26 protein-coding genes and 1 riboswitch are annotated in these 23,863 nt (G+C 68.7%); of the genes, 10 read left to right on the top strand and 16 right to left on the bottom strand.

Features of this window, described 5'->3' with window-relative positions:
• The first annotated feature begins 2 nt into the window (after positions 1–2).
• The 4 genes from cobU (at position 3) to cobF (ending at position 3,218) form a co-directional block, all read left to right on the top strand.
• Positions 3–506, top strand: a complete 504-nt coding sequence (cobU, locus tag ELI80_RS06115) for a bifunctional adenosylcobinamide kinase/adenosylcobinamide-phosphate guanylyltransferase (RefSeq protein ID WP_136650238.1) — start codon at positions 3–5, stop codon at positions 504–506.
• Entirely contained in the window at positions 503–1,510 is a 1,008-nt protein-coding gene (gene cobT / locus ELI80_RS06110) for a nicotinate-nucleotide--dimethylbenzimidazole phosphoribosyltransferase (RefSeq protein WP_136650237.1), read from the top strand. The genes cobU and cobT overlap by 4 nt, the downstream gene beginning before the upstream one ends.
• On the top strand, positions 1,507–2,244 hold the full coding sequence (locus tag ELI80_RS06105) for an adenosylcobinamide-GDP ribazoletransferase (protein WP_136650236.1): 738 nt from the start codon (positions 1,507–1,509) through the stop codon (positions 2,242–2,244). Before cobT ends, ELI80_RS06105 begins: the two co-directional genes overlap by 4 nt.
• 206 nt (positions 2,245–2,450) lie before the next feature.
• A complete protein-coding gene (gene cobF / locus ELI80_RS06100; RefSeq protein WP_136650235.1) occupies positions 2,451–3,218 on the top strand; it encodes a precorrin-6A synthase (deacetylating) in 768 nt (255 codons plus the stop codon).
• Here the strand turns inward: cobF and cobA are convergent.
• From cobA to cbiE, 5 genes are read right to left on the bottom strand one after another with little or no spacing between them, the layout of a single operon-like run.
• Positions 3,176–3,922 carry a uroporphyrinogen-III C-methyltransferase gene (gene cobA / locus ELI80_RS06095; protein ID WP_136650234.1) on the bottom strand — a complete coding sequence of 249 codons (747 nt, stop codon included), beginning with the start codon at positions 3,920–3,922 and terminating at the stop codon, positions 3,176–3,178. The genes cobF and cobA overlap by 43 nt on opposite strands.
• Positions 3,919–5,226: a cobyrinic acid a,c-diamide synthase CobB gene (locus tag ELI80_RS06090; RefSeq protein ID WP_268939847.1), complete on the bottom strand. Its 1,308-nt coding sequence runs from the start codon at positions 5,224–5,226 to the stop codon at positions 3,919–3,921. The genes cobA and ELI80_RS06090 overlap by 4 nt, the downstream gene beginning before the upstream one ends.
• Positions 5,223–5,996: a precorrin-4 C(11)-methyltransferase gene (gene cobM / locus ELI80_RS06085; RefSeq protein WP_136650233.1), complete on the bottom strand. Its 774-nt coding sequence runs from the start codon at positions 5,994–5,996 to the stop codon at positions 5,223–5,225. The genes ELI80_RS06090 and cobM overlap by 4 nt, the downstream gene beginning before the upstream one ends.
• On the bottom strand, positions 5,993–6,364 hold the full coding sequence (locus tag ELI80_RS06080) for a cobalamin biosynthesis protein (protein ID WP_136650232.1): 372 nt from the start codon (positions 6,362–6,364) through the stop codon (positions 5,993–5,995). Before ELI80_RS06080 ends, cobM begins: the two co-directional genes overlap by 4 nt.
• The gene (gene cbiE, locus ELI80_RS06075) at positions 6,361–7,536 is read right to left on the bottom strand and encodes a precorrin-6y C5,15-methyltransferase (decarboxylating) subunit CbiE (RefSeq protein WP_136650231.1); all 1,176 of its coding nucleotides are present in this window, start codon (positions 7,534–7,536) and stop codon (positions 6,361–6,363) included. The genes ELI80_RS06080 and cbiE overlap by 4 nt, the downstream gene beginning before the upstream one ends.
• On the opposite strand from cbiE, the gene ELI80_RS06070 reads away from it, so the two are divergent.
• Complete coding sequence (locus ELI80_RS06070) at positions 7,508–8,278, top strand: cobalt-precorrin-6A reductase (protein WP_236641359.1); 771 nt, start codon at positions 7,508–7,510, stop codon at positions 8,276–8,278. The two genes, cbiE and ELI80_RS06070, sit on opposite strands and share 29 nt — an antisense overlap.
• Here ELI80_RS06070 and cobJ read toward each other — a convergent pair.
• From cobJ to ELI80_RS06035, 7 genes are read right to left on the bottom strand one after another with little or no spacing between them, the layout of a single operon-like run.
• Entirely contained in the window at positions 8,257–8,991 is a 735-nt protein-coding gene (cobJ, locus tag ELI80_RS06065; protein ID WP_136650230.1) for a precorrin-3B C(17)-methyltransferase, read from the bottom strand. The two genes, ELI80_RS06070 and cobJ, sit on opposite strands and share 22 nt — an antisense overlap.
• Positions 8,988–9,701, bottom strand: a complete 714-nt coding sequence (gene cobI, locus ELI80_RS06060) for a precorrin-2 C(20)-methyltransferase (RefSeq protein ID WP_136650229.1) — start codon at positions 9,699–9,701, stop codon at positions 8,988–8,990. The genes cobJ and cobI overlap by 4 nt, the downstream gene beginning before the upstream one ends.
• A 2-nt stretch (positions 9,702–9,703) precedes the next feature.
• Entirely contained in the window at positions 9,704–10,333 is a 630-nt protein-coding gene (locus ELI80_RS06055) for a precorrin-8X methylmutase (RefSeq protein WP_136650228.1), read from the bottom strand.
• Positions 10,317–11,426 (bottom strand): ferredoxin-like domain-containing protein, encoded by a 1,110-nt coding sequence (locus ELI80_RS06050; RefSeq protein ID WP_136650227.1) that lies wholly within the window; start codon positions 11,424–11,426, stop codon positions 10,317–10,319. Before ELI80_RS06050 ends, ELI80_RS06055 begins: the two co-directional genes overlap by 17 nt.
• Entirely contained in the window at positions 11,423–14,632 is a 3,210-nt protein-coding gene (cobN, locus tag ELI80_RS06045) for a cobaltochelatase subunit CobN (protein ID WP_136650226.1), read from the bottom strand. Before cobN ends, ELI80_RS06050 begins: the two co-directional genes overlap by 4 nt.
• Positions 14,632–15,648, bottom strand: coding sequence for a cobalamin biosynthesis protein CobW (gene cobW, locus ELI80_RS06040; RefSeq protein WP_136650225.1), 1,017 nt, complete (start codon positions 15,646–15,648; stop codon positions 14,632–14,634). Before cobW ends, cobN begins: the two co-directional genes overlap by 1 nt.
• 1 nt (position 15,649) lies before the next feature.
• Positions 15,650–16,000, bottom strand: coding sequence for a DUF1636 domain-containing protein (locus ELI80_RS06035; protein ID WP_136650224.1), 351 nt, complete (start codon positions 15,998–16,000; stop codon positions 15,650–15,652).
• 126 nt (positions 16,001–16,126) lie between these two features.
• A riboswitch (cobalamin riboswitch) is annotated at positions 16,127–16,338 on the bottom strand.
• A gap of 37 nt (positions 16,339–16,375) precedes the next feature.
• Between ELI80_RS06035 and cobO the strand changes: the two genes are divergently transcribed.
• Both cobO and ELI80_RS06025 read left to right on the top strand, forming a co-directional pair.
• On the top strand, positions 16,376–16,999 hold the full coding sequence (cobO, locus tag ELI80_RS06030) for a cob(I)yrinic acid a,c-diamide adenosyltransferase (protein ID WP_136650313.1): 624 nt from the start codon (positions 16,376–16,378) through the stop codon (positions 16,997–16,999).
• An 11-nt stretch (positions 17,000–17,010) separates the two neighbouring features.
• The gene (locus ELI80_RS06025; protein ID WP_136650223.1) at positions 17,011–18,441 is read left to right on the top strand and encodes a cobyric acid synthase; all 1,431 of its coding nucleotides are present in this window, start codon (positions 17,011–17,013) and stop codon (positions 18,439–18,441) included.
• A gap of 105 nt (positions 18,442–18,546) precedes the next feature.
• Here the strand turns inward: ELI80_RS06025 and ELI80_RS06020 are convergent, their stop codons facing one another.
• From ELI80_RS06020 to ELI80_RS06005, 4 genes are all read right to left on the bottom strand, one after another.
• A complete protein-coding gene (locus ELI80_RS06020; protein ID WP_136650222.1) occupies positions 18,547–19,659 on the bottom strand; it encodes a hypothetical protein in 1,113 nt (370 codons plus the stop codon).
• A gap of 692 nt (positions 19,660–20,351) precedes the next feature.
• Complete coding sequence (locus ELI80_RS06015) at positions 20,352–20,789, bottom strand: hypothetical protein (protein ID WP_136650221.1); 438 nt, start codon at positions 20,787–20,789, stop codon at positions 20,352–20,354.
• An 11-nt stretch (positions 20,790–20,800) separates the two neighbouring features.
• Positions 20,801–21,145 (bottom strand): hypothetical protein, encoded by a 345-nt coding sequence (locus ELI80_RS06010; RefSeq protein ID WP_136650220.1) that lies wholly within the window; start codon positions 21,143–21,145, stop codon positions 20,801–20,803.
• A complete protein-coding gene (locus ELI80_RS06005; RefSeq protein ID WP_136650219.1) occupies positions 21,142–22,011 on the bottom strand; it encodes a hypothetical protein in 870 nt (289 codons plus the stop codon). The genes ELI80_RS06010 and ELI80_RS06005 overlap by 4 nt, the downstream gene beginning before the upstream one ends.
• 369 nt (positions 22,012–22,380) lie before the next feature.
• Between ELI80_RS06005 and ELI80_RS06000 the strand changes: the two genes are divergently transcribed.
• The 3 genes from ELI80_RS06000 (at position 22,381) to ELI80_RS05990 (ending at position 23,826) form a co-directional block, all read left to right on the top strand.
• Positions 22,381–22,911, top strand: coding sequence for a hypothetical protein (locus ELI80_RS06000; RefSeq protein WP_136650218.1), 531 nt, complete (start codon positions 22,381–22,383; stop codon positions 22,909–22,911).
• Complete coding sequence (locus tag ELI80_RS05995; protein ID WP_136650217.1) at positions 22,908–23,297, top strand: hypothetical protein; 390 nt, start codon at positions 22,908–22,910, stop codon at positions 23,295–23,297. The genes ELI80_RS06000 and ELI80_RS05995 overlap by 4 nt, the downstream gene beginning before the upstream one ends.
• Before the next feature lie 61 nt (positions 23,298–23,358).
• The gene (locus ELI80_RS05990; protein WP_136650216.1) at positions 23,359–23,826 is read left to right on the top strand and encodes a type II toxin-antitoxin system PemK/MazF family toxin; all 468 of its coding nucleotides are present in this window, start codon (positions 23,359–23,361) and stop codon (positions 23,824–23,826) included.
• The last annotated feature ends 37 nt before the right edge of the window (positions 23,827–23,863 follow it).

Raw genomic sequence — 23,863 nt, 5'->3', positions numbered from 1 at the left:
CCATGGGTTCGATCATCCTTGTGACGGGCGGGGCCCGGTCGGGGAAAAGCGCGATCGCAGAGCGCCGCACGCTCTCGCTCGGCAGCCCTGCCGTCTATATCGCCACGGCGCAAGCCTTCGACGCCGAGATGGAGGAGCGGATCGCGCTTCACCGGGCGCGACGGGGCGAAGAGTGGCAGACCCATGCCGAGCCGATCGACCTGTGCGGGGCGCTTGCGCGGACCCAAGGGACGCCGCGGCTGGTGGATTGCCTGACGCTGTGGCTGACGAACCTGATCCTGGCCGAACGGGACTGGCAGGCCGAGGCCGCGCGGCTCGTCGAGACGCTTGGCGCGCAGGCCTCGCCCGTGGTGCTGGTGACCAACGAGATCGGCGCCGGGATCGTGCCCGAGAACCCGATGGCCCGGACCTTCCGCGATGCGGCCGGCCTGCTGAACCAGCAGGTCGCGCAGGTCGCGGACGAGGTCATCCTGGCCGTCTGCGGCCTTCCAGTGAAAGTGAAATGATGCGCTTCGAGAACCTGTCCGACGTCGCCGCCCTGGCCGACACCCTGCCCACCGCCGACGACGCCGCCCGGGCTGCTGCCGCCCGCCGGCAGGACAGCCTGACGAAGCCGCCGGGTTCGCTGGGCCGGCTGGAGGAGATCGCCCTTTTCATCGCCGCATGGCAGGGGACCGAGCGGCCCACGGCCGACAGGGCGCAGGCACTGGTCTTTGCCGGCAACCACGGGATCTGCGCCCAGGGGGTGAACCCCTTCCCGCAGGAGGTCACCGCGCAGATGGTGGCGAACTTCCGCGCGGGGGGCGCCGCGATCAACCAGCTTTGCCGCGTGAACGGCGCCGACCTGTCGGTGGTCGCGCTGGACCTCGACCACCCCACCGCCGACTTCACGACGGGACCCGCCATGACCGGGGCCGAGACGCTGGAGGCCATGAACCGTGGCGCCGCGGCCGTCGATCCGCAGGCCAACATCCTGACGCTGGGCGAGATGGGCATCGGCAACTCGACCATCTCGGCCGCCCTGTGCGCCGCGTTGTTCGGGGGCGAGGTCGCGGACTGGGTCGGCCGGGGCACCGGCTCGGATGACGCAGGCGTCCGGCGCAAGGTCGATGCGATCGCGCGGGGGCTTGGGCGGCATCGGGGCTGCTCGGCCCTGGAAACCCTCGCCGCCCTCGGCGGGCGCGAGCAGGCCGCGATCTGCGGCGCGGTCCTTGCAGCGCGCGCGGCGCGCATCCCGGTGATCCTCGACGGCTTCATCTGCACCGCCGCCGTGGCGCCCCTGTTCGCGGCGGACCCGCGCCTTCTCGACCACTGCCTTGTCGGCCATCTCTCGCTCGAGCCGGGTCACCGGAAGCTTCTTTCGGCCATGGGCAAGACTGCCATCCTCGACTTCGACATGCGGCTAGGGGAAGGCACGGGGGCGGCGCTGGCGCTGGGGATCGTGCGCTCGGCGCTGGCCTGCCACAACGGCATGGCGACCTTCGCCGACGCGGGGATCAGCGGCGCATGAGGCAGCGCCTTGCCCAGGCGCAACTGGCGATCGTCCTTCTGACGCGCGTGCCCTTCGGACGGCTGCGCGACCCCGTTCCGCCGCTGGCCGCGGCAGCATGGGCCTTTCCGCTGGCCGGGCTGATCGTCGGCCTGATCGCGGGCGGAGTCATGTGGGCCGCGCTGGCGCTGGGGCTGTCGCCCCTGGTCGCAGGCGGGCTGGCCCTTGGCGCGCAGGCCATGGCGACGGGGGCCCTGCATGAGGACGGGCTTGCCGACATCTGCGACGGCTTCTGGGGCGGCGCCACGCGCGAACGCCGGCTTCAGATCATGCGCGACAGCCGGATCGGCAGCTATGGCACGGTCGGGCTGGTCGTGACGCTCGGCCTGCGCTGGCTGGGGCTGGCGGAACTGGCCGAGATGCAGGCCGTTGCCGCCGTGATCGCCGTGGCCATGGCAAGCCGCGTGGCCCCGGTCGCACTGATGGCATGGCTGCCCGCCGCCCGAGCGGACGGGCTCGGGGCGCAGGGACGGGCTGTCGGCACGGCGAGCGTTCTGGTGGCGATGCTGCTCGGGGGATTGCCCCTGCTGCTTCTGGCGCAAGGCGGGGCCGCTCTGGCCGTCGCAGCGCTGGCCGTGGCGGTCCTGGCGCTGACCGCCCGCAGCAAGATCGGCGGGCAGACGGGCGACGTGCTGGGCGCGGGCCAGCAGACAGCCGAGATCGCGCTGCTGCTGACGCTTGGCGCAGACTGGTAAGTCACGCATCGGACCGTTCGCCGGGTGAACGGCGCACCCTTGGTCCAGCACGCGCTCTGCGCCGGCAGGCTCGGAAAGCTGCCTTGTGGCGAAGCCGGCAAGACCGAGGTGATCCAGCAGCCCGCGCCGGCTCTGCTGGGCCCCTGCCCTTGCGAGCGGAACGGGTTACCCTCTAGGCGGTGCCGCAGGCTTTCGGAGACGCTGCCATGGAACTAACGCTCGTCGGGATCGGGACCGGCAACCCCGACCACCTGACCTTGCAGGCGATCGAGGCGATCAGGGCAGCGGACATCCTGCTGATTCCCGAGAAGGGCGAGGACAGGCAGGAGCTTGCCGACCTTCGCCGCCGGATCGCCGCCAGTTGCGTCGAGGGCGAAGCACCCCGGCTCTTGTCCTTTCCCATGCCCGAGCGCGACCCCGCCGTGCCCGACTACAAGACGCGGGTGAACCTCTGGCACGATGCCATCGCGCAAGCCTGGCTCGATGCGCTGGCCCCCTACCCCGAAGCGCGGAAGGTCGCGCTGCTCGTCTGGGGCGACCCGGCGCTGTTCGACAGCACGCTGCGGATCGCCGGGCGGATCGGAAAGGTCCGCCCACTGGACCTGAAGGTCGTGCCTGGCCTGATGTCGCTGCAGGTGCTCACCGCGTCCCATGCCATTCCGCTCAACAGCCTGGCCGAGCCGTTCCTCGTCACCACCGGGCGGCACCTGCGCGAGCATGGCTGGCCGCGGGGCGTCGACACGCTGGTGGTGATGCTCGACGGCGAATGTTCGTTCACCACGCTCGACCCGGCAGGGATCTCGATCTGGTGGGGCGCCTATGTGGGGATGGAGGGCGAGATCCTCGACCACGGCCCCCTGTCCGACGCAGGGCCGCGCATCGTCAGGACCCGCGCCGAGGCACGGGCGCGCCGGGGCTGGATCATGGACATCTACCTGCTGCGGCGCGGGGCGTCCCCGGCAAGCGCGCCGTAAAGGATCAGGGTCGGAGCGGTCGAGCGAGAGTTGGCGCGGCACGATTCGGCAATCTCGCCGATGGTGCCCCTGAAAAGCGTCTCGGCTGGCGTGGAGACGCCGACCGCGAGGATTGCGGGGGCAGCCGGGGAAAGCCCATGGGAAATAAGCCTGCCGGCAAAGTCGGGAAAGGTCGCCCGCGCCATGTAGACGGCCGTCACCGCATGGGGGTCCGCCAGCGCGGCCCAGTTCAGGTCGCCCGGCAGCGTCCCGGTGATCTCGTGGCCGGTCACGAACTGGACCCGCCGGGCCGTCAGCCGCCGCGTCAGCGGGATGCCTGCCGCGGCAGCAGCAGCCACCGGAGCGGTGACACCCGGAATGACCTCGTAGCCGATCCCGGCCGCATCGAGGGCGGCGATTTCCTCTTCCAGGCGGCCGAACATGCCTGCATCGCCGGATTTCAGCCGCACCACTCTGGCGCCGGTCCTCGCGTGGTTCACCAGCAGGCGGTTGATGTCGTCCTGTCGCGCCGAGGCGCGTCCCGCGCGCTTGCCGACGGAAATCAGATCTGCACTATCCGGGGAAAGGTCGAGGATCGGGCCCGAGGAAAGGTCATCGTAAAGCACGACCTCTGCCGCCTGAAGGCGCTTCACGGCCCGGACCGTCAGCAGTTCCGGGTCGCCGGGGCCGGAGGACACGAAGCTGACGCAGCCCGCCTCTCTCATGGCGCCTCTGCGATCAGGTGGAAGAAAGTGCCGGTGACATTCCCGCGCCGCGAGCCGGTTTCCGGGACAGGGTTGCCATCGGCATCGAAGACCTTGGCCAAAGGCGCGTCGGGTTGCGAGACGATCGTGGAATAATGGAACTCGTGGCCCAGCAGGTCCTGGCCGCGATCGTGCCCCGGCAGGGGGGAACGCAGCCGCGCGCGCCGGTATCCCAGATGCATCCGGCGGGTCGCATAGCTGGTTTCCAGCCCCAGCAGGCCGGCCATCCGGTGAACCTGCCCGTCTGCGTCGGTCAGGCTTTGCCCCAGCACCATGTAGCCGCCGCATTCGCCATGAACCGGCCTGTTCCCGGCAAACCGTCTCAGGCCCGCAAGAAAGTCCTGCGCCGCGGCCAGTCGTCCTGCATGGAGTTCCGGGTAGCCGCCGGGAAGCCAGCAGCAGTCGGCATCCGGTGGGGGCTCGTCTGCCAGAGGGGAAAAGGGGAGGATCTCCGCCCCGGCTGCCCGCCACGCGGCGAGCAGATGCGGATAGGTGAAGGAAAATGCCGCGTCCTGCGCCAGGGCGATCCGCTGCGCCGGGGGGCGGATGCGACTGGAGGGCTGCAGAGGCCTGCCGCCCGCCGCCAGTGCGCGCAGCGCCGCAAGATCGACATGGGCGCGCAGGAACGCGGCATAGGAGGCGATGGCCGACTGCAGGTCGGGATGCTCGACTGCCTGGACAAGGCCCAGGTGCCGCTCGGGCAATGTCAGGTCGCCGCGCCTCGGCAAGGCGCCGAACACCGGGATGCCCGCATCATCCAGCGCAAGCCGGCACAGCCTTTCGTGCCGGGGCGAGGCCACGCGGTTCAGGATCACCCCCGCGACGCGCACATCCGGGCGGAACTCCCGCAGCCCTGCAGCCAGCGCCGCCACGGTCTGCGCGTGGCCCGAGACATCCATCACCACAACGACCGGCCAGCCCGTGATCGCCGCGATGTCGGCCGTCGAGCCGTTCCCCGAGGCTCCGGCGCGGGCGACGCCGTCGAACAGCCCCATCGAGCCCTCGGCCAGCGCCATCTCGCCCGACAGGCCAAGCTGGTCGGCCAGCACCCCCGGCCCCATCGCCCAGCTGTCGAGGTTGCGGGACGCCTCGCCGCAGGCGGCGCGGTGAAAGGCCGGGTCGATGTAGTCGGGACCGCATTTGTAGGGGCGGACCTTCACCCCGTCCTCGGCAAGGCAGCGCAGCAGCCCCAGCATCACCGTGGTCTTCCCCGCCCCCGAGCGGGGGGCCGAGACGATCAGCCCGGGGATGGTGGCGCGGCTCACGCCTTCACCGCGTCGGCGCGCCCGGCCCGGAAGCGGCGGTCGTAATCGGGCGCATAAAGGCGGCTGTCGTCGAAATCTTCCGCGGCCAGCGCCCGCCCGACGAGGATCAGGGCCGTCCGCTCCATCGTCTCGGCCACGTCGGAGGCGATGGTGGCCAGCGTTCCCCGCACGATGCGCTGGTCGGGCCAGCTTGCCCGCCAGACCACGGCCACCGGGCAGTCCGTGCCGTAATGCGCGCCCAGCTCGGCGGCGACTTCACCCAGCCGGTGGATGGACAGATGGATCGCCAGCGTCGCCCCGGTCGCGGCGAAGGCGGCCAGCGTTTCGCCCCCGGGCATGGGCGAGGCGCGGCCCGGGGTGCGGGTCAGGACGACGCTTTGCGCGACGCCGGGAAGGGTCAGTTCCGCCCCGAGCGCCGCGGCGCCCGCGGCAAAGGACGGCACGCCGGGCGTGATGTCGTAGGGAATGTCCAGCGCCCGCAGGCGGCGCAGCTGCTCGCCCATGGCCGACCAGACCGACAGGTCGCCGGAATGAAGCCGCGCCACGTCCAGCCCCTGCGCGTGAGCGTTCGCGATCTCGGCGATGATATCGTCAAGGCTGAGGGGCGCGGTGTTGATCATCCGCGCGCCCTCGGGGCAGTGGCGCAGCAGTTCCTGCGGGATCAGGGAACCGGCGTAAAGGCAGACGGGCGAGGCCGCGATCAGGTCGCGTCCCCGCAAGGTCAGCAGGTCGGGCGCGCCGGGGCCGGCGCCGATGAAGTGAACGGTCATGGACAGGGGCTTTCGTCGGATTGGGCCAGGGCGGCGGTGGCGCGGCCATCGGTCGAGACCACGCGCGGCACGATGATCCGGGCGCCCGGTCCTGCCGCGACAATCGCGCAGGCCTCGGCGATGCTGCCGGTGCCGTGACGGGCGAGGATGCGTGGGCTGCGGGTCGGCGTGCTTGTGCCGCTCAGCGCGGCTTCGGGCAGCGGGATGATCCTGCGGCCCCGCCGCTGCAGGTCCAGAACGGCGGGGTGGCTTCCGCGGAAGGCGGGCACGGCGAGCGGCAGGTCGGGCGCGATCTGCAGGCGCTCGATCAGTTCCTCCAGGCTCGCCGGGGTGGCCGCCGAGCGAAGGCCGAGACCGACGACCCTCATCGCATGACGCTCCATTGCACGACGGGGTGGCTGGCCTTCCAGCCGCGCTTGCCGCCCAGCGGCGCCGCCTGCGACAGCTCGATCCGCAGCAGCGTTCCGCCCAGCCTCGCTTGCGCGCCGGCCAGCAGGCTCTCGGTTTCCAGCGTGACGCCATGCGCGACGATGCGGGTTCCGGCGGGCAGGCCGGCCCACACCGCGTCGAGCAGCGCCCCGTCCAGCCCGCCTCCGATGAAGACGGCATCCGGCGTGGGCAGGCCGGGCAGCAGTTCGAGCGCGGCCCCCTCTCGTATGTCGAAATGAGCCACGCCGAAGGAAAGGGCATTGGCCCGCGCACGCGCGGCGCGGGCGGGGTCGCGCTCGACGCCCACGGCGCGGTTGCGGGGGTGCGACAGCAGCCACTCGATCCCGACCGAGCCGCTGCCTGCGCCCAGATCCCACAGCAACTCGCCCGCGCGCGGCGCAAGGGCCGAAAGGGCCAGCGCGCGGATCGGGCGCTTCGTGATCTGGCCGTCATGGTCGAACAGGTCGTCGGCAAGGCCGGGAACCTGCGGCAAGCCCTTGCCGCCCCGGACCTCGATGGCGCAGGCGACGAGGTTCTCGAAGTCAGGCAGACCGTCATGTGCGGCATGGCGGCGGATGCGTTCCCTGGGGCCGCCCAGATGCTCCATCACGTGCAGCACCGAAGACCCGAAGCCCAGCGCGGTCAGGTAGCCCGCAAGCGCCGAAGGCGCCGCCCCGTCGCGCAGGGTCACGATAAGCCTTGCGCCGTCGGTCAGGTGCCGGCGCAGCCGCTCCAGCGGCGCGGCATGAAGGCCGAGGCAGGTCACCTCCTCCAGCCGCCAGCCAAGCCGCGCGGCAACGAGGGATGGCACCGGGACACCGGGATAGGCGCGCCACTCGCCGGAGGGCAGTTCCTGCGCCAGACTGCCGCCCGCGCCGTGCCAGAAGGGATCGCCCGACACCAGCGCGGCGACCGGCCTGCCGCGCAGCGCCAGCAGGGACGCCAGCGAGAACGGCACCGGCCACGGCCGCTTGCCGGGGTGGTCCACCAGGGCAAGATGGCGCGGGCTACCGAAGACGACCTCGGCGCGGTCCAGCGCCTCCCGGCTTGCCCCGGCCAGGTCCTTCAGGCCATTTTCCCCGATGCCGATGATCGACAGCCATTCAGACATCCCGACCACCCTCATCCTTGGCGGCACCACCGAGGCGAGCAGGCTCGCGCAAGCCATGGCCGAGGCGGGCTGGCCGGCGCTTCTGTCCTATGCGGGACGCGTGGCCACCCCCCGCGCGCAGCCGGTTCCCGTGCGCGTTGGCGGGTTCGGCGGGGCCGAGGGGCTTGCGACCTTCCTGCGCGACAAGCGGATCGGGCAGGTCATCGACGCGACCCATCCCTTTGCCGCGCAGATCAGCCGCAATGCCGTTCGGGCCTGCACCATGGCCGACGTGCCGCTTTGCGCCTCCGAGCGGGCTGCGTGGACGGCAGGTCCGCAGGACGACTGGACCCATGTTCCCGACATCACGAGTGCCGCGGCGGCCTTGGACGGTCCCGGCAAGCGGGTGTTCCTGGCGATCGGCCGCCAACATCTCGCCGACTTCGCCCATCTCGCGCAGCACCGCTTCCTGGTCCGGCTGGTGGATGCGCCTGCCCCGGACTTCCCGTTGCGGAATGCCGAGGTCATCGTCGCCCGCGGGCCCTTCCGGCTGGAGGACGATCTGGACCTGATGCGCGCGCATGGGACGGAACTGCTGGTCACCAAGAATGCGGGCGGCACCGGGGCCGAGGCGAAGATCCTCGCCGCCCGGACGCTCGGCATCCCCGTTGTCATGATCGACCGCCCCGACCTGCCGGACCGGCCCCTGTGCGGCACGCTTGCCGAGGTCATGGACTGGCTTCATGCCCGCCTCGGCGTGTAGACGAAGCGCCCGACCTGCCGCGTCGCCGACGAACCGACGATGACGAGGGTGCGCATGTCGGCCATTTCCGGCAGCGCCTCGCGCAGTCGCACCACGCGGATGTCCTGATCGGGGGTCGAGACGGCGCGGGCGAAGATGACCAGGCGCTCGGGCCCGGCATGGGCTTGCAGCAGGTCCAGCACCGAGGCGAACTGGTGCGGGCGCGACTGCGAGCGCGGGTTGTAGAAGGCCATGGCAAAGTCCGCTTCCAGCGCAAGCCGCACCCGCTTCAGCACAAGGTCGAAGGGCTTGAGATTGTCCGACAGGTTGATCGCGCAGAAATCGTGGCCCAGCGGGGCACCCGCCGCGGCAGCCGCCGCCAGCATGGCGGTTATGCCGGGCAGGACGCGGATGTCCAGGTCGCGCCAATGGGACGGCCCCTGCTCCACGGCCTCGAACACGGCCGAGGCCATGGCGAAGACGCCCGGATCGCCCGAGGACACGACGACCACGCGCCTGCCTGAGGCGGCAAGCTCCAGCGCATGGACCGCGCGGTCCAACTCGACGCGGTTGTCCGAGGGATGCAGCCGCAGGCCTTCGCGCGGAGGGACACGGCTGACATAGGGGATGTAGCCGATAACATCGCTCGCCCGGTCCAGCGCCAAAGCGACCTCGGGCGTGACCATGGCCTCGGCGCCGGGACCAAGCCCGGCGATGACGAGCGATCCGGTCATGGCCTGCGCCCCTGCCCGTGCACCAGCACGATCGAGAAATAGGGCACCGGCCCCTCGACCTCGGACAGCATCCGCACCCGCTCCTCGGCCATGGTGCCGTGCTCGATCAGCCATGCCTGGTCGGCCCTGCCCGCGCTTTCCAGCGCAGCGCGCAGGCGCGGCAGGTTGCGGCCGATCTTCATGACGACCAGCGCATCGGTGTCGCGGATGCGCCGCGCCAGTTCCTGTTCGGGCAGCGTGGCCGGCAGCACCGTCAGGATGTCGTCGCCCCAGGTGATCGGCAGGCCCGTCGCCGTCCAGCAGCCGGCCATGCCGGGGATCCCCGGCACCACCTCGACCCGTTCGTGCGGCAGCCGGGCATGAAGATGCATGAACGAGCCGTAGAAGAAGGGATCGCCCTCGCAGAGAACGACGACGTCCTCCTCGTCTGACTGCCGCAGAAGCTCGGCCGCCCAATGCTCGTAGAAGCCCGCAAGCGCCGGGTTGTAGCGCGTGTCCGACACCGCGATCTCGGTCGTGACCGGGTATTCCATCGGGATCTCGGTGGCATCGGGGCGCAGGAGCCCCTCGACGAGCCTGCGCGCCACGCCGCGTGCGCCCGCCTTGCGGAAGAAGGCCACGCGCGGCGCATTGGTCAGATGCCGATGGGCTCTGACGCTCATCAGTTCGGGGTCGCCCGGGCCGAGGCCGATGCAGATGATCTTGCCCATGGCTATTCCCGTTCCGAGGCGAGCGCGTTCACCGCCGCCACCGTGATGGCCGAGCCGCCAAGCCGGCCCTCGACCACGCACCAGGGCGCCGGGTCGTCCTGCATCAGCGCGGCCTTGGATTCCGCCGCGCCGATGAAGCCGACGGGGCAGCCGATGATGGCGGCCGGGCGGGGGAAATCGGGTTCGGCCAGCCGGTTGAGCAGGTGGAACAGCGCCGTCGGCGCATTGCCGATGGCCACCACCGCGCCGTCCAGGTGCGGCCGCCACAACTCGATCGCCGCCGCCGAGCGGGTGTTGCCCATCTCTGCCGCAAGGGCGGGCACGCGCGGGTCGTGCAGGGTGCAGATGACCTCGTTGCCGGCGGGCAGGCGGACGCGGGTGATCCCCTCGGACACCATGCGGGCGTCGCAGAGGACCGGCGCGCCGTCCTGCAGGGCCTTGCGGGCAACGGTCGCGAAGCCGGGCGAGAAACGGATGAATGCGGCCAGGTCCACCATGCCCGCGGCATGGATCATGCGGACCGCGACCACCTCCTCCTCGGGCGAGAAGCGGGCAAGGTCGGCCTCGGCCCGGATGGTGGCGAAGGATGCGCGGTAGATGGCCGCGCCATCGGTTTCATAGCTGTGAGCCAAGATGGCCTCTCATCACGTCGGGAAGACTTGCGGCGGGCAGACGGCGGAGCGCAGGCTCGCCCCCTGCCGGACCGTCGGGGATCAGGTCGAAGAACCCGTCGCGCCCGGTCAGCGTGACGGACGCCGGGGCGGGATGGGCGCAGCCCTTGGCGCAGCCCGAGACATGCAGATGCCGCCCCATCGGCACATGGCGGGCGAGTTCGCGCGCGAGTTCGCGGGTCACGACGCTGGCCGATGCGCATCCCGGCGCGCCGGTGCAGGCGCTGACGCGCAGCAGCGGATCGTCGGGGTCGGTCAGCCACAGGTCGCCCTGCACATCGCGCTCGGGCAGGACCGCCCGCCACGGCGTCAGGCGCAGGGCGTGCCCGGCGAGTTCGGACAGCGCCGCCGAGGTAGCCGCCCCGAAGGGCGCAAACAGGAACGGGGCAGATCGGAGGATCGCTTCCAGCGGCGCCTGCCTGTCGGGCGCCGCATCGGCATGCAGGGGCGGCTGGATCCCCGCCGCGACGGCCTGCGCCATACGGCGGTGCCCTGTTCCCGCGAACCATTCCAGCACGTCGAGAACGCGAGGGGTCACCGTCCCGCGGCTCACCCGTTCGCCCCGGGCCATCCCGTAAGCCCGCAGCAGCAGGTCGCCCCCGGCACGTTCGATCCGGATATCCGCCGAGGCGTCCTGCAGCGCGGGGCGTTCCCCGGTGTCGATCGCAAAGCCGAACTTCGGCGGCAGGTCCGGCGCGTCCCGCAAAGCTGCCTCCAGCTCTCGCCCGAGTGCTTGCGTGCCGCAGCCGTCGCGCCAGAACGGCGTCACCATGATGTTGCGGCGGGCCTCAAGGCGCGGATCGCCGTCCAGCAGGCCCAGTGTTTCAAGCCGGCGATGCACTTGGGGCAGCGTCTCCTCGCGGATGCCACGCAACTGCAGCGTCGCGCGCGAGCCGAGATCGACCTGACCGTTCCCGAAGATTCCGGAAATCTCCGCCAGAACGGCCACCTGCCCCGCGTCAAGGCGCGAGCCGCGCGGCCGGATGCGCAGCAGCAGCCCGTCGCCCGCGGGCATGGGGCGCAGGGCGCCGGGGCACCAGCCCTTCGGGGTCATGCCGGAAGCTCCGCAGGGGAGTTGCGGAGAGGTCGGGGCACGATCCCGAACTCGGCGAAGATCGCCTCCATCGCGGCCAGCGCGTCCGGGTTGGCCTCGGCAAGGAACTCCCGCACCTCGGGCGAGCCGAGGGTCGCGTCATGATACAGCGCGAAGAGATGCGCGGGCGCCGCCTGCGCCAGGCGGGCGAAGGCGGCCATGTGTTCAAGGGTCGCGGCGATCTCGGCGGCGCCCCGGAAGCCATGGCGCGTCATCCCCCGCAGCCAGCCGGGATTGGCGGCGCGGGCCCGGACCACGCGGGCAATCTCTTCGGACAGCAGCCGGGCGCGGGGGCTGTCGGGCCGGGTCGCGTCCAGATGGTAAAGCGCGGCGGGCTCCAGCCCCAGGGCGCTGCGGGCGGCGGCGAAACCCGCCTCGTGTGCGGCATAGTCCATAGCCAGCAGCAGGTCGGTTTCGGCCAGGTCCTGCGACAGGACGAAGCCGTCCGCCGCCCTGATCCGCGCCTCGAGCCCCGCGCGGTCCGGCCTGCCGTCGGGACCGAAGGCCGAGTTCTGCAGCCATGCGCGTCCCGCGATCCCGGCCGCCATGTCCTCGGTGATGCCGGTGCCGTAGCGGCCCGCCGCCGGGGCGAAGACGTGAGAGCCGGGAACGGATGCGACATAGGGGTTCATGTCGGCCGACTCGTCGCGGGCGGCAAGCGCGTCGCAGCCCTGCTGGAACAGCGTCACGAGCTCCGGGAAGGTGTCGCGGAAAAGCCCCGAAACACGCAGGGTCACCCCGGTCCTCGGCCGGTCCATCAGCGCAAGCGGCGTGATCTCGAAGCCGGTGACGCGCTCGGAGGCGGGATCCCACAGCGGCTCGAGCCCCGCGAGATGCAGCGCCATGGCGAAATCCTCGCCCGCCGTGCGCATGGTGGCGGAGCCCCACAGGTTGACCACCAGGCTACGGGGATAGTCGCCGTGATCCTGCAGATGGCGGCGGACGAGTTCCTCGGCCAGACGGACGCCCTGCGCCCACGCGGCGCGCGATGGCACCGCGCGCGGATCGACGCCGTAGAGGTTGCGCCCCGTCGGCAGCACGTCGAGCCGCCCCCGGTAGGGCGAGCCGGAAGGACCGGCCGCGACACGCTGCCCGGCGAGCGCCGCATCGATCGCCGCGCGCTCGGATGCAAGCGAGGTCGGGTCGCCCTGCCCCCTGCCCGGATCATCCGGGGTGCCTTCGCCCCAGACATGCAGCCCGTCCCCGAACTGGCTTTCCTTGAGATCGCAGACGAAGCGGTCGATGGCGGTGATCGCCTCGGCGGCCGAGGCGTCGGGCGCAAGGCCGAGGTCAGTTTCCAGGCCCTGATCCCGCGCCTCGGCCCGGATCAGCGAGATCAGGCGCAGGCGGCGCGCCGGATCGAGACCGTCGGCGGTCGAATATTCATCGAGCAGGCTTTCCAGCCGCAGCAGGTTCCCCGGCGTCCCGGATGCGACCAGCGGTGGCGGCAGGTGGCCCAGCGTCAGCGCCCCGAGCCTGCGCCGGGCCTGCGCGGCCTCGCCCGGATCGTTGACGATGAAGGGATAAAGCACCGGCAGCCCGCCGGTCAGCGCGTCGGGCCAGCAGTCCCGCGACAGGGCCGCGGCCTTGCCCGGCAGCCATTCCAGCGTGCCATGCGCGCCGACATGGATGATGGCGTCGACCTTGGCGCCATGCCTGAGCCACAGATAGAAGGCCGCGTAGTCGGGGCCCGGCACATGGGACAAGTCATGGTAATCGGCCTCGCGCGATGTGGGCCTTCCCCGCTCGGGTTGCAGGGCAATGAGGATGTTGCCCGCCCAGAAGGCCCGGAACTCCGGTTCGGCTGTCGCCTTGCCATGACCTGCTTCCAGATCGCGGCGCAGGTTGTCGGGCAAGCGTGACAGCGCCCTTTCACACTCCGGCAACGACCAGCGAAGCCGCGTAGACTTGAGGTCGCGCAGCACGGTCTCGGGAGTCAGGTCCTGTCCAAGCTGCCGGGCGATGGCGGCGGCCGAGGCCAGGGCATCAAGCCCGACCGCATGGGCAAGCCGCCATTCCTTGCCCGGATAGGTGGACAGGACCAGCGCCACCCGGCGGGTGGATGGCGCCAGATGCTGCAAGCGGCACCAGTTCAGGACCCGCGCCACGACGGCCCCGATCCGCTCGGCATCCGGGCTGTGGCGCTGAAGCCGGACCTGCAGCGCGGGATCGGTCTCTACCGCCTCCTTAAAAGAGATGACGCCCGCGTTGATGCGCCCGTCCAGTTCGGGCAGCGCCACGTGCATGGCCAGGTCGGCGGCCGACAGGCCGCGCTCCGCGCCCTTCCATGCGGCCCGATCCGAGGTCGCGTGGATCACCTGGAACACCGGCACCCCCGGCGCATCGAGCGGCGAGGCGTCCCCGGCCCGGCCCGAGAAGGCGGTCGCGTTGACGATGGCGGCGGGGGCGAGCCCGGGCAGCGTGGACCGCAGCCACTCGGCCGCGGCCGTATCCTTGAGGCTGGGCAGGAACATCCCGACGGCCTGCACATCCTCGGCCTCGAACGCGCGGATCAGTGCGGCGACCGACGCGGTGTCGGACGCCGCCGCCCAGGCGCGGTAGAAGGGGATGAGGATCAGCGGGCGACCATCCCGCCTGAAAGCCGTCGTCACCCCCGGATCGGGGTGCCAGAAGCCGTGGTTGGGCAGCACCGTGGCACCTTGGGGCGGACCTGCATCCAGCCCTGCCGCCGAGGACAGCAGGACCAGCGCATCCTGCGCCGCAAGCTCTCCCCCGGACTCGCACAGGTCCGACAACCGCCGCAGGGTGGAAACGGGCAGGGTCGAGGCCCCGTCCAGAACGGGATCGGGCTGGCCGTCCGCCGGAAGGAAGGCAAGCGCGATCCCCTTCCGGCGTGCGATCCGGGACAACTCGTCCACCCCGTAGGACCAGTAGCTCCTGCCGCCGATCAGGCGGACGAGGACGCCCCTGGCTGCCGAGAGGGTCTGATCGACATACGTATCGACGGACAGGGGATGGCGCAGGCGCGAAAGATTGGCCAGCCGCAGCGACGGCAGCCTGTCCCGGCCCCGCTGCCAGCCTGCCGCGAAAGCGCCAAGGTCGCTGTCCGAGAAGGACAGGACCACCAGATCCGCGGGCGACTGCCCCAGATCCTCGGGCCGGGCCGTTTCCTCCAGCCCGTGGCTTTCGCGGAAAAGGACGTGCATCAGGCCAGCGCGGCCCGGATGGCGTCCGCGTCGATGTCGCCCTTTTCCGCGATCACCACCAGGCGGCCCCGCCGGGGCCGGTCGCCCCAGGGCCGGTCGAACTGGTGGCGCACCCGCGCGCCGACAGCCTGAACCAGAAGCCGCAGCGGCTTTCCTTCGATGGCGACATGACCCTTGATCCGCAGGATCTTCTGCGCCTCGGCCAGCCTGGCGACCTTCGCGGCCAGCGTCTCGGGGGTGCCCTGCTCGGGCAGGTCGATCACCACCGTGTCGAAGTCGTCATGGTCATGCTCCTCCTCGCCGTCGTGATGCGAGGGGCGGGCGGCCAGGTCGTCCTCGGCCGCCGCGTTGATCCCCAGGACCACGCACGGGTCGATCACGCCTTCGGTCAGCGCCACCATCGGCAAAGGGCGCGGGGCCTCGGCGGAGATGACCTCGCGAGCCGCGGCGACCCCCTCCTCTCCGGCCAAGTCGGCCTTGGACAGCAGCACGATGTCGGCGCAGGCGATCTGGTCCTCGAAGACTTCGGACAGCGGCGTCTCGTGATCCACCTCGCTGGCGTCGCCGGGACGCGCCGGGTCAGGGGCGAAGCGCCCGGCAGCGACGGCCTCGGCATCGGCCACGGCGACCACGCCGTCGATGGTGATGCGCGAGCGCAGGTCGGGCCAGTCGAAGGCCTTGAGCAGCGGCTTCGGCAGCGCCAGCCCCGAGGTCTCGATCACGATGTGGTCGGGCCGGGGATCGAGGGCCAGCAGCCGCTCGATCGAGGGGATGAACTCGTCGGCGACGGTGCAGCAGATGCAGCCGTTGGTCAGCTCGACGATGTTCGCCTCGGGGCAGTTCGCGTCGGCGCAGGCGCGGATCAGGTCGCCATCCACGCCGACGTCGCCGAATTCGTTGACCAGGACCGCCAGACGCCGCCCCTGCGGGTTCTGCAGCAGGTGGCGGATCAGCGTGGTCTTGCCCGCGCCAAGGAATCCGGTGACGACGGTGACAGGGGTTTTTTCCAGTGACATTTCAGACCTCGATCGGGGGAATGCGGGCGATGGTGTGCTTGCGGATCACGTCGGGACGGGACCGCCACGGCACGATGCCGTCCGGCGTTGCGGCATAGGCGCGAGCCATCTCTGCCACGTCGTCGGAATGCAGGTCGGGATCGAGGCTGCCCTGCACATAGGTCCAGCGGCCGGGCCCGCGGAACACGACGACGCAGGAGCGCTCGCAGGCCGAAAAGCATTCCTGCCGGTCATGGGGCACGCCGCGCGCAGCCAGGGCATCGGACAGCCGCGCCCCGTCCCGCGGTGCCTGCGGATCGGTGCCGGCGCGCCTGCAGGTGATGCAGACCGTCAACGCATTCTTCCTGGCCATCTGCCCTCCCGGCAAGCCAACGGACGCGGGAGGCTTGAGATCTGCGCGCAGGACATGCGGGGGCCGGTGGCCGCCTTCATGGCTTGCACACGGTTCACCCCGACCGCAACACAACGCGGATGCGAGATCTCGCACCGCACGCTGGCAGGTCTCCCGGCTTGCGGATGACGGGGATTTCTCCCCGGCGGGCACCCGACCTTCCCAGACCTTCAGGCCCAGTGGCATCTCGGGCGACCTCTCCGGTCACGGTCGCGGGGGCGGCTGCGCTTCGCTGGAGACCAGCTGTCGCATTCCCTCTTAGCTCGCTTTGTGCGAGAACCAACGATGCGCGAGGGAAGCCACGAGACGGCCTCGCTTGTCAAGGGAGAGGTGACAATGGCGGCAGAAGCGACCCCCGACGAGGCGGCGCGCCATGCCGAGAAGAAGGCACGGATCAAGGCCGCCCGCGACCGGATGATGGCGGAAAAGACAGGCGAAAAAGGTTTGGTCCTGGTCCTGACCGGCCCCGGCAAGGGCAAGTCCTCGTCGGCCTTCGGCATGGTGATGCGGGCGATCTCGCACGGGATGCGCGTGGGCGTGGTCCAGTTCATCAAGGGCGCCATGGCGACCGGAGAGCGGGACTTCCTGCTGACCCACTTTCCCGACCTCTGCGAGTTCCACACCATGGGCGAAGGCTTCACCTGGGAAACGCAGGACCTGGCGCGCGACCGCGCCGCCGCCGCCCGCGCCTGGGCGAAGGCCAGGGACCTGATCCGGGACGAGCGCAACCGGCTGGTCCTGCTGGACGAGATCAACATCGCCTTGCGCTATGACTATCTCGACGTGGCCGAGGTCGTGGAGTTCCTCGGGACCGAGAAGCCGCCGATGACCCATGTCCTTCTGACGGGCCGCAATGCCAGGCCCGAGCTGATCGAGGTGGCCGACCTGGTGACGGAAATGACCGTGGTGAAGCACCCCTTCCGGCAGGGGATCAAGGCGCAGGCGGGGATCGAGTTCTGACACGCGCGCTGATGCTGCAGGGGACCGGCTCGAACGTCGGCAAGTCGCTGCTGGTGGCCGGGCTCTGCCGGGCGGCGGTCCGGCGCGGGCTGACCGTGCGCCCCTTCAAGCCGCAGAACATGTCGAACAACGCCGCCGTGACAGTGGACGGCGGCGAGATCGGCCGCGCGCAGGCCTTGCAGGCGCTGGCCTGCGGGGTCGAGCCGCACACCGACATGAACCCGGTCCTGCTGAAGCCCGAATCCGACATCGGCGCGCAGGTCATCGTGCAGGGCAAGCGGCGCGCGACGCTGAAGGCCCGCGACTATGCCCGGCTGAAGCCCGAGCTGATGAGGCCGGTGCTGGAAAGCTTCGCGCGGCTCAAGGCGCAGGCCGATCTGGTCATCGTCGAAGGCGCGGGCAGCCCGGCCGAGGTCAACCTGCGCCGCGGCGACATCGCCAACATGGGCTTCGCGGCCGCCGCCGACGTTCCGGTGGTGCTGATCGGAGATATCGACCGCGGCGGCGTGATCGCGCAGCTTGTCGGCACGAAGGCCGTCCTCGACCCGGAGGACGCCGCCCGTATCAAGGGCTTCATCGTCAACCGCTTCCGCGGCGACCCCTCGCTTTTCGACGACGGCTACCAGATGATCGCCGAGCGGACCGGATGGCAGGGCTTCGGGGTGCTTCCGTGGTTCGCCAGGGCCGCGCTGCTGCCGGCCGAGGACGCGCTCGACCTGCAGCCCTTCGGTGACGGCGAGTCCAGGATCGCCTGCCTCGCCCTGTCGCGGATCGCCAATTTCGACGACCTCGACCCGTTGAAGATGCACCCGGGCGTCCGGCTTGACATGGTGCGCCCGGGCCAGCCGATCCCCGGCGACGCCGCGGTGGTGATCGTCCCGGGCTCGAAGTCCACCCGCGCCGACCTCGCGTTCCTGCGGGCGCAGGGCTGGGACATCGATCTCAGGGCCCATCACCGGCGCGGCGGCCGCCTCCTCGGGATCTGCGGCGGGTTCCAGATGCTCGGCCGCAGCATCGCCGATCCGCACGGCGTCGAGGGAGAGGCGGGGGCGACGGAGGGCCTCGGCTACCTTGATGTCGAGACCGTGCTGACATCGGACAAGCGGCTGACGCGGGTCGATGCCATCCACGTTCCCTCCGGCCTGCAGGTCGCCGGCTACGAGATTCACCTGGGGCTGACGGACGGACCCGATTGCCTCCGCCCCTTCGCCCGGATCGGCGATGTTCCCGAAGGCGCACGGTCAGGCGATGGCCGGGTAGAGGGAACCTATCTGCACGGCCTGTTCACATCGGATGCCTTCCGCGCGGCCTGGCTCCACGCGCTCGGAGTATCCGCCGACGATTTCCGCTACGGGAACGAGGTTGACGCGGTTCTTGATGAGCTTGCGATCCAGATCAACAGGCATCTCGACGTGACCGAACTGCTGAAGCTGTCGCGCTAGGCTGATGACATTTCACAGCCAGGGGGACAGTGGCTGCGAGGGCGACGGCGGAGAAGAAGGTCTCCGGGCATGGGTGGGATCCGGTGGCAACGCGGTTTCCGTGCTTCAGCCGACTGACATGAACTCGGTGTAGTTGCGCCTGTATCGCCAGATGTAGTCTAGTATATAGACTTCTTGGGGCTCTCCGGTTGAAATGCACATTTTCATCCGTTGTCTCTTGGCGCTTTTCGCAACCAGTCCTGCATCGTAGCCCCCTGTCGCCACAAGGCAGTCGGCACTCGGCAGGCGGCCCAGAAGCTGCTCGACCGCCGTGGCGCTGCGCAGTTTCTGCGTGGCGCAGAGGACATAGGCCGAGGGGCAGTCCCATCCCTCGCGCAGCGCCTGCACGGTGATGACGTGGCGCGTGGGTTCCGAGGGGTCGCGCAGGTTCACGCCGTCCAGCTCGCGCCGGTCGCCCGTCGCCACCTTGATCCATGACGGGGGCACCAGCCGTTCTACCAGATAGTCGCGGATCTGATCGACCGTCGGCTCGCGGCCCTTCGCCTGCGCGTTCGTTCGTGCCGTCTCAGCGCCAACATTTTCTTCGAATGAGGCAAGAAAATCGTAGTACCAGATCAGAAAGTTCATGTCGTTTTCATCACCAATCATGCCCAATCCTAAGACGGCGTTGGGCCACAACTGAACACGCTCAGGATTGAGAAGAACCTTTTGCAGATCAAGTGGGCTATCGGTTAACCGCCGAAGATCTTCGACAGGTATGCCTTCGTTCCATGCGCCGCTCAACAGAACCTCTAAGGGACTGAGATTTTCAGTCGCAAGTTGCACCTGAGTGATCGTTTCGGCAATTCCTCCTACTAGAGAACGGAACACAGCATTTGTTGACATGAGGTGATTGCACTGACTGGCCGTCAGTCGCATGTTTGCCGCCGTGACTGTGGCATTCATGAGATTCCTGTCGTCATAGTGATGACTTAAGGTCTGAGAGTGACCAAATTTGTGAAACCACAGAACAGCATTGGTTTGTAGTGCGAGAGCGGTATCGAGTCCATACTGATTGTCCACTACGATGAGCAAATCATCGTCGGAGCAACCTGAGTAACCCGGGTTGTATCCACCACAGTAGTTCAGAAATCTCACTATGATCACGTTAGCGTCGCTTCGGCTGAAGAGCGCATTCAAATCTTGAGCGATCAATGCTATCAGGAACTTGGATGACACGATTACTTGCTACAGAGAAGTCCAGAGTACAATTAACTCCTGTGTATCTAACTTCATCGACTATGGCGTTCCACATCGAAACGACGGGCTGCGCGGAACTCTCAGGAAACTGTGATCCTGGGCTTCTTCCCACTTTAAGCATGAAGCTTTCGGCCGCAACTATAGATGTCGAACCAAAAATAAATAAAGCCGCTGCTCCAATGCGGAACATCCCATCCCTCCGCAAGAAGGCAAATCGACAAGGACTACAAAAGGAGCTTACCATTCACCGACCGATTTCACAAAATCTTTTTAAAGGCAAAATCGGAGGACGAATGTTCCTACGCTGGTGGCCATCAATGCATGCCCGCTCCCGTATCATGCCCGCTCCCGTATGTGGAGCGTCGCAGACCCACCCCAGCACAGCGGCGCTCTAAGGGAGGGCGAAAACGAGCGCCTTCAGCGCCTCGAGATTGTCGCCCTGCACCAGCAGCCCGTCCTCGCTGCCGGACCCGTTCGCGCCGTGGGAACAGCGAGGGCTCCTCGGTCAGCAGCCGGAACGGCACCTGCGCGGCCGTCCGCGGATCCGCGTCCGCGTCAGTCAGTGCAATATCGGCATCCCGTCCCCTCGTTCGTTTTGAGGGCGGATGTAACCGAGCCGTCAGAAAAGGGAAGCCGGCCCACGTACCTGGTGGCGCAAGGGGCCGCCGGGATCAGTCGTCGCGTTGAGCGGGGTTGGGGCGAGCGGGCTCGCGATCCTTCGTGAACCGCCACTGCGCCAGCACACGCGCCACCTGCTCGCGCGCGGATTGCACCGTGGCGTCTTTGGGCAGCAGACGCCGCGTCATTTCCGCCAGCGTCTGCCACACATTGTCGATCTCGGCACGGTGGTTCGCGACCTGCGCTTTCTCGCCCGCGAGTTTTGCCTCGGCCGCCTGCCGCATCGGCTTCCATCCTGGCGCCAAGGCCGCGGCGAATCTGCGCCAGCCCGAGGGCGATTCGTTGATGCGAGTGATGATCTGCGCGGCCGCCGGATCATCGGGGTTCGCGGGGGCCAGCGTGATTTCATCCTGCGCGGGGTCGATCAACCCGGCGCCAAGCGCCTCGGCGCCAGCCAGCACAGCGTCTTGCTCGGCCGCCTGCTCGGCCAACCGGGCACGCTCTACCTTGAGAGCGGCCTCGGCTTCAGTTGCAGCGAGCTGCTGCTGGCTTTCGCAGCCTCAACGGCAGCGCGTTCGCGGGCCAGCGCGGCCTTATGTTCCGCCGCCTGTTCAGCCAGACGGGCACGCTCGGCCTCCAAAGCGGCCTCGGCTTCGGCCGCCTTGCGCTGCTGCTCGGCTTGTGCGGCCTGCAATGCGTTGCGTTCAGCTATCAGGCGCAGGTCCTCCTTCTCGCGCCACTCCCGGGTGCGGACATGGCGGCGACGCGGCGGCGGAGCCTCGCCGCGTGCATAAGCCTCGCGCGTTGCCTGGGCGCGCTGTTTGAGGGTAACGAGAGAATTTCTCAAAAAGGATCTCTACGAAGCTGGGGATCCTTCAGACTCTCAATAGCGCTGGGGTTGAAAGTAGGATCGCCTGCCATTAGGCGATGATCGATCCCTGTTAGAACCGACAAGCGCTTAAGCTGGGCATCATTATAGTAGTTGACCGGCCACTTACCGGCCTTCTCGCCATTGCACTCGCGGCAGAGAAGCGTGGCATTTTCAGTCGTGAGCGGCCAGAGATAGTAAACAGGCAGTGAATGGTCAAGATTCCCTTCTTTTTTGGCAACGCCTGCTGTGAGATCGTCTGAGAGGTCGATGCCGCATTTGAAGCAGCAGTTTTCAAAGCGCTTATAAATTTCAGCAATGTCGATCTTTCCGGTGCTTTTGAAATGAGTGTACAGCCTCCGCTTTTGGCTAGCCTCCCGGTGCTGTTCCGCCAAGCGCGTTCCGTTTTTGATTGCATTATAAGTTTGCTTGCAGACGCGGCATTCTCCCTGACGACCGGTCCGACGAGCACTATGGAAGTCAAAGAGTTCAAAGGGCTTCAATGCACCGCAGACAATGCAGTATTTATACTCACCGGATTCATTCACATAATCGTCGTGCAATATTTCAAAAGGACCTTCTTCAATCAGCGAATCATCGCGGGTGTCGCAAAGCTTGTATGTGTATATAGTCGTGCTTTCGCCGGCTTTATGGACAAACCCGCAAGACGGGCAAGGATACTCAAAGTCGGGATCAATGGTTTCGGTCCGGATGAATAGAAAGTCGGTACAGTCCTTGTTCAGGCATTGGAATCCGCGGAAAGTCTTGTCCCCCATACCGGTAACGTGAATGGGGTTTAAAAAGCTACCTCGTTCGACCTTCGTATACGCTGCTCGTCTTGCCATTTCGATCTCCTTTGCGGCTCAACGAGAGCATACCGGAGCGATAGTAACAACAATTTTCCGCTTATGCGTGCCCAGCATGGATGCGACCCTCCCTTTGGTCGCATGGCAGGGGACATCTGGTGGTTGAGTAGCACTGTTCTCGCACCCTAAGCTCGGGTTGCGGTCCATCCCCTTGGCACATGCCCTCTACGCCACTCGCTCTGCGCGGATTCAGTGAAGGATACTTACCGCCAATAGCCGTATTTGCGTCTCTTTCGTCCCCGCGTTGTCGGCGTGTGTCTGGCGATACGCCGCCAGCGCAGGGCCGACCGGGTGAGGTTGGGATGTGAGCGTTGGCGGGTGTCGTTTTCCTGAACACGAGAGGACGACATGTTCCAGCAGACTCCCCAGACGACCTGCGCGCTTCCGGTGCCGCAGAACCAGAGCAGCACGCTCGCCATCGGCAGCATCATCCGCTGGCCGCTCCCCAACAATCCCGATGCGCTCGCGCTCATCGTCGATATTGAGAGCATCGCCGGCTGGCAGGTGCTGGCCATCGCCCCCGGCACCGATGATCACGCCCAGCCGGTGCGCCCGGGCACGCTGCGCCTCAGCCATCTCGACGAGGTGCGCCAGTCCGGCCTCCTCCGCCCCGTGCGCTTCGACCTCAACCGGCGGTTCTCCATCGCCCCCTCGCATCCGGCACTTGCGGCGACGCAGGAGTTCCCGATCGTCGGCCATCTCTGCGAGAGCGCGGTGGAGCGGTTGCACGCGCAGCGCGCCCGCATCCACGCCCTGCGCGACATCGCCGCGGCGCGCCGGGAAGAGCGACGGGCCGAGCGACGCGGCGATCGCCGCACCGGCTGGCGGGCAATGCCCCGACCAGCCCGGCCGCAGGGCGCGCAGGAGGGCCGGCAATGATCGCCCCTTCGCGTCATCAGCTCGTCCTCGAGCAGAAGGCCGGCACCGACTTCGAGCGGCTGGAGGACATCGGCGCCTCGGCCATTGCGGCGGCGCGCCACGCGGTCGCCCGCTCGCAGGCACTCGACGGCGAGACGGCCTACGCGCTGCGCCGCGAACTCGCCGAGTTGCGGAAGATCGCCGAGGAGCGCTCCGCGCTCGCCAAGAACGCGCGTGAGAACCTGCACGATCTCGCCCGGCTCCTGAAGGATCGGGCAGATACCGAGACCTCGCCCGCTATCGGTCCTCTGCTGGAAGCGGTGATCGAGTGCCTCGCCGCCTCCGAGCGGGTGGCCGACCTGTTGGCGGCCGAGCGGCACATTGGCTTCTGCCGCGGCATCGCCTGAGCTTCCCATGCCGGCGCGCAGGACGCGCCGGCACTCCACCGACATCGAAGAGAGACAATCCATGACCACCGATCTCCTCGGCGGGGCCGCTGCCCTGCGCCTGGCACCATCGTTTCGTTCCGCTTTCCGCTCGGCGAGGGGCGAAGGCCGGGTGAAGACCCGCCCCTGCCTCGTCATCGCGGCGACGCCCGGGAAGGAGGGCGCGCCCCTGGTCACGATCGCCTACGGCACCAGCGCCGGCAGCCACTCGAACCGCGGCCTCGACCTCGAACTGCCAGAGCCCGACGACTACAAGGCCGCGGGCCTGCAGCGCCCCACCCGCTTCGTGCTGATGCGTCGGGTGACGGTGCCTGCGTCCGATCTCGGGCTCAACGGCCGCAAGGCGGGATCCCCGGTGATCGGGAGCCTACCGCCCTCGGCGATGATCACGCTCCGGAGGTTGACCCGGTCGCTCGGCAAGACCCTCACCGAGGATCGCCGTCGCGGGTCCGTCGGAGCCGGAGAACGAGGACGGCGGGACAGATGTTGATTTCCACTTGGAACTGACCCGGGACGGCGCCTGATTT

The organism is Paracoccus aeridis (assembly GCF_004923205.2).
Classification (GTDB): Bacteria; Pseudomonadota; Alphaproteobacteria; order Rhodobacterales; family Rhodobacteraceae; genus Paracoccus; species Paracoccus aeridis.
Note: the sequence above shows the minus strand (reverse complement) of the source record. Positions and strands in the feature narration are given on the sequence as shown.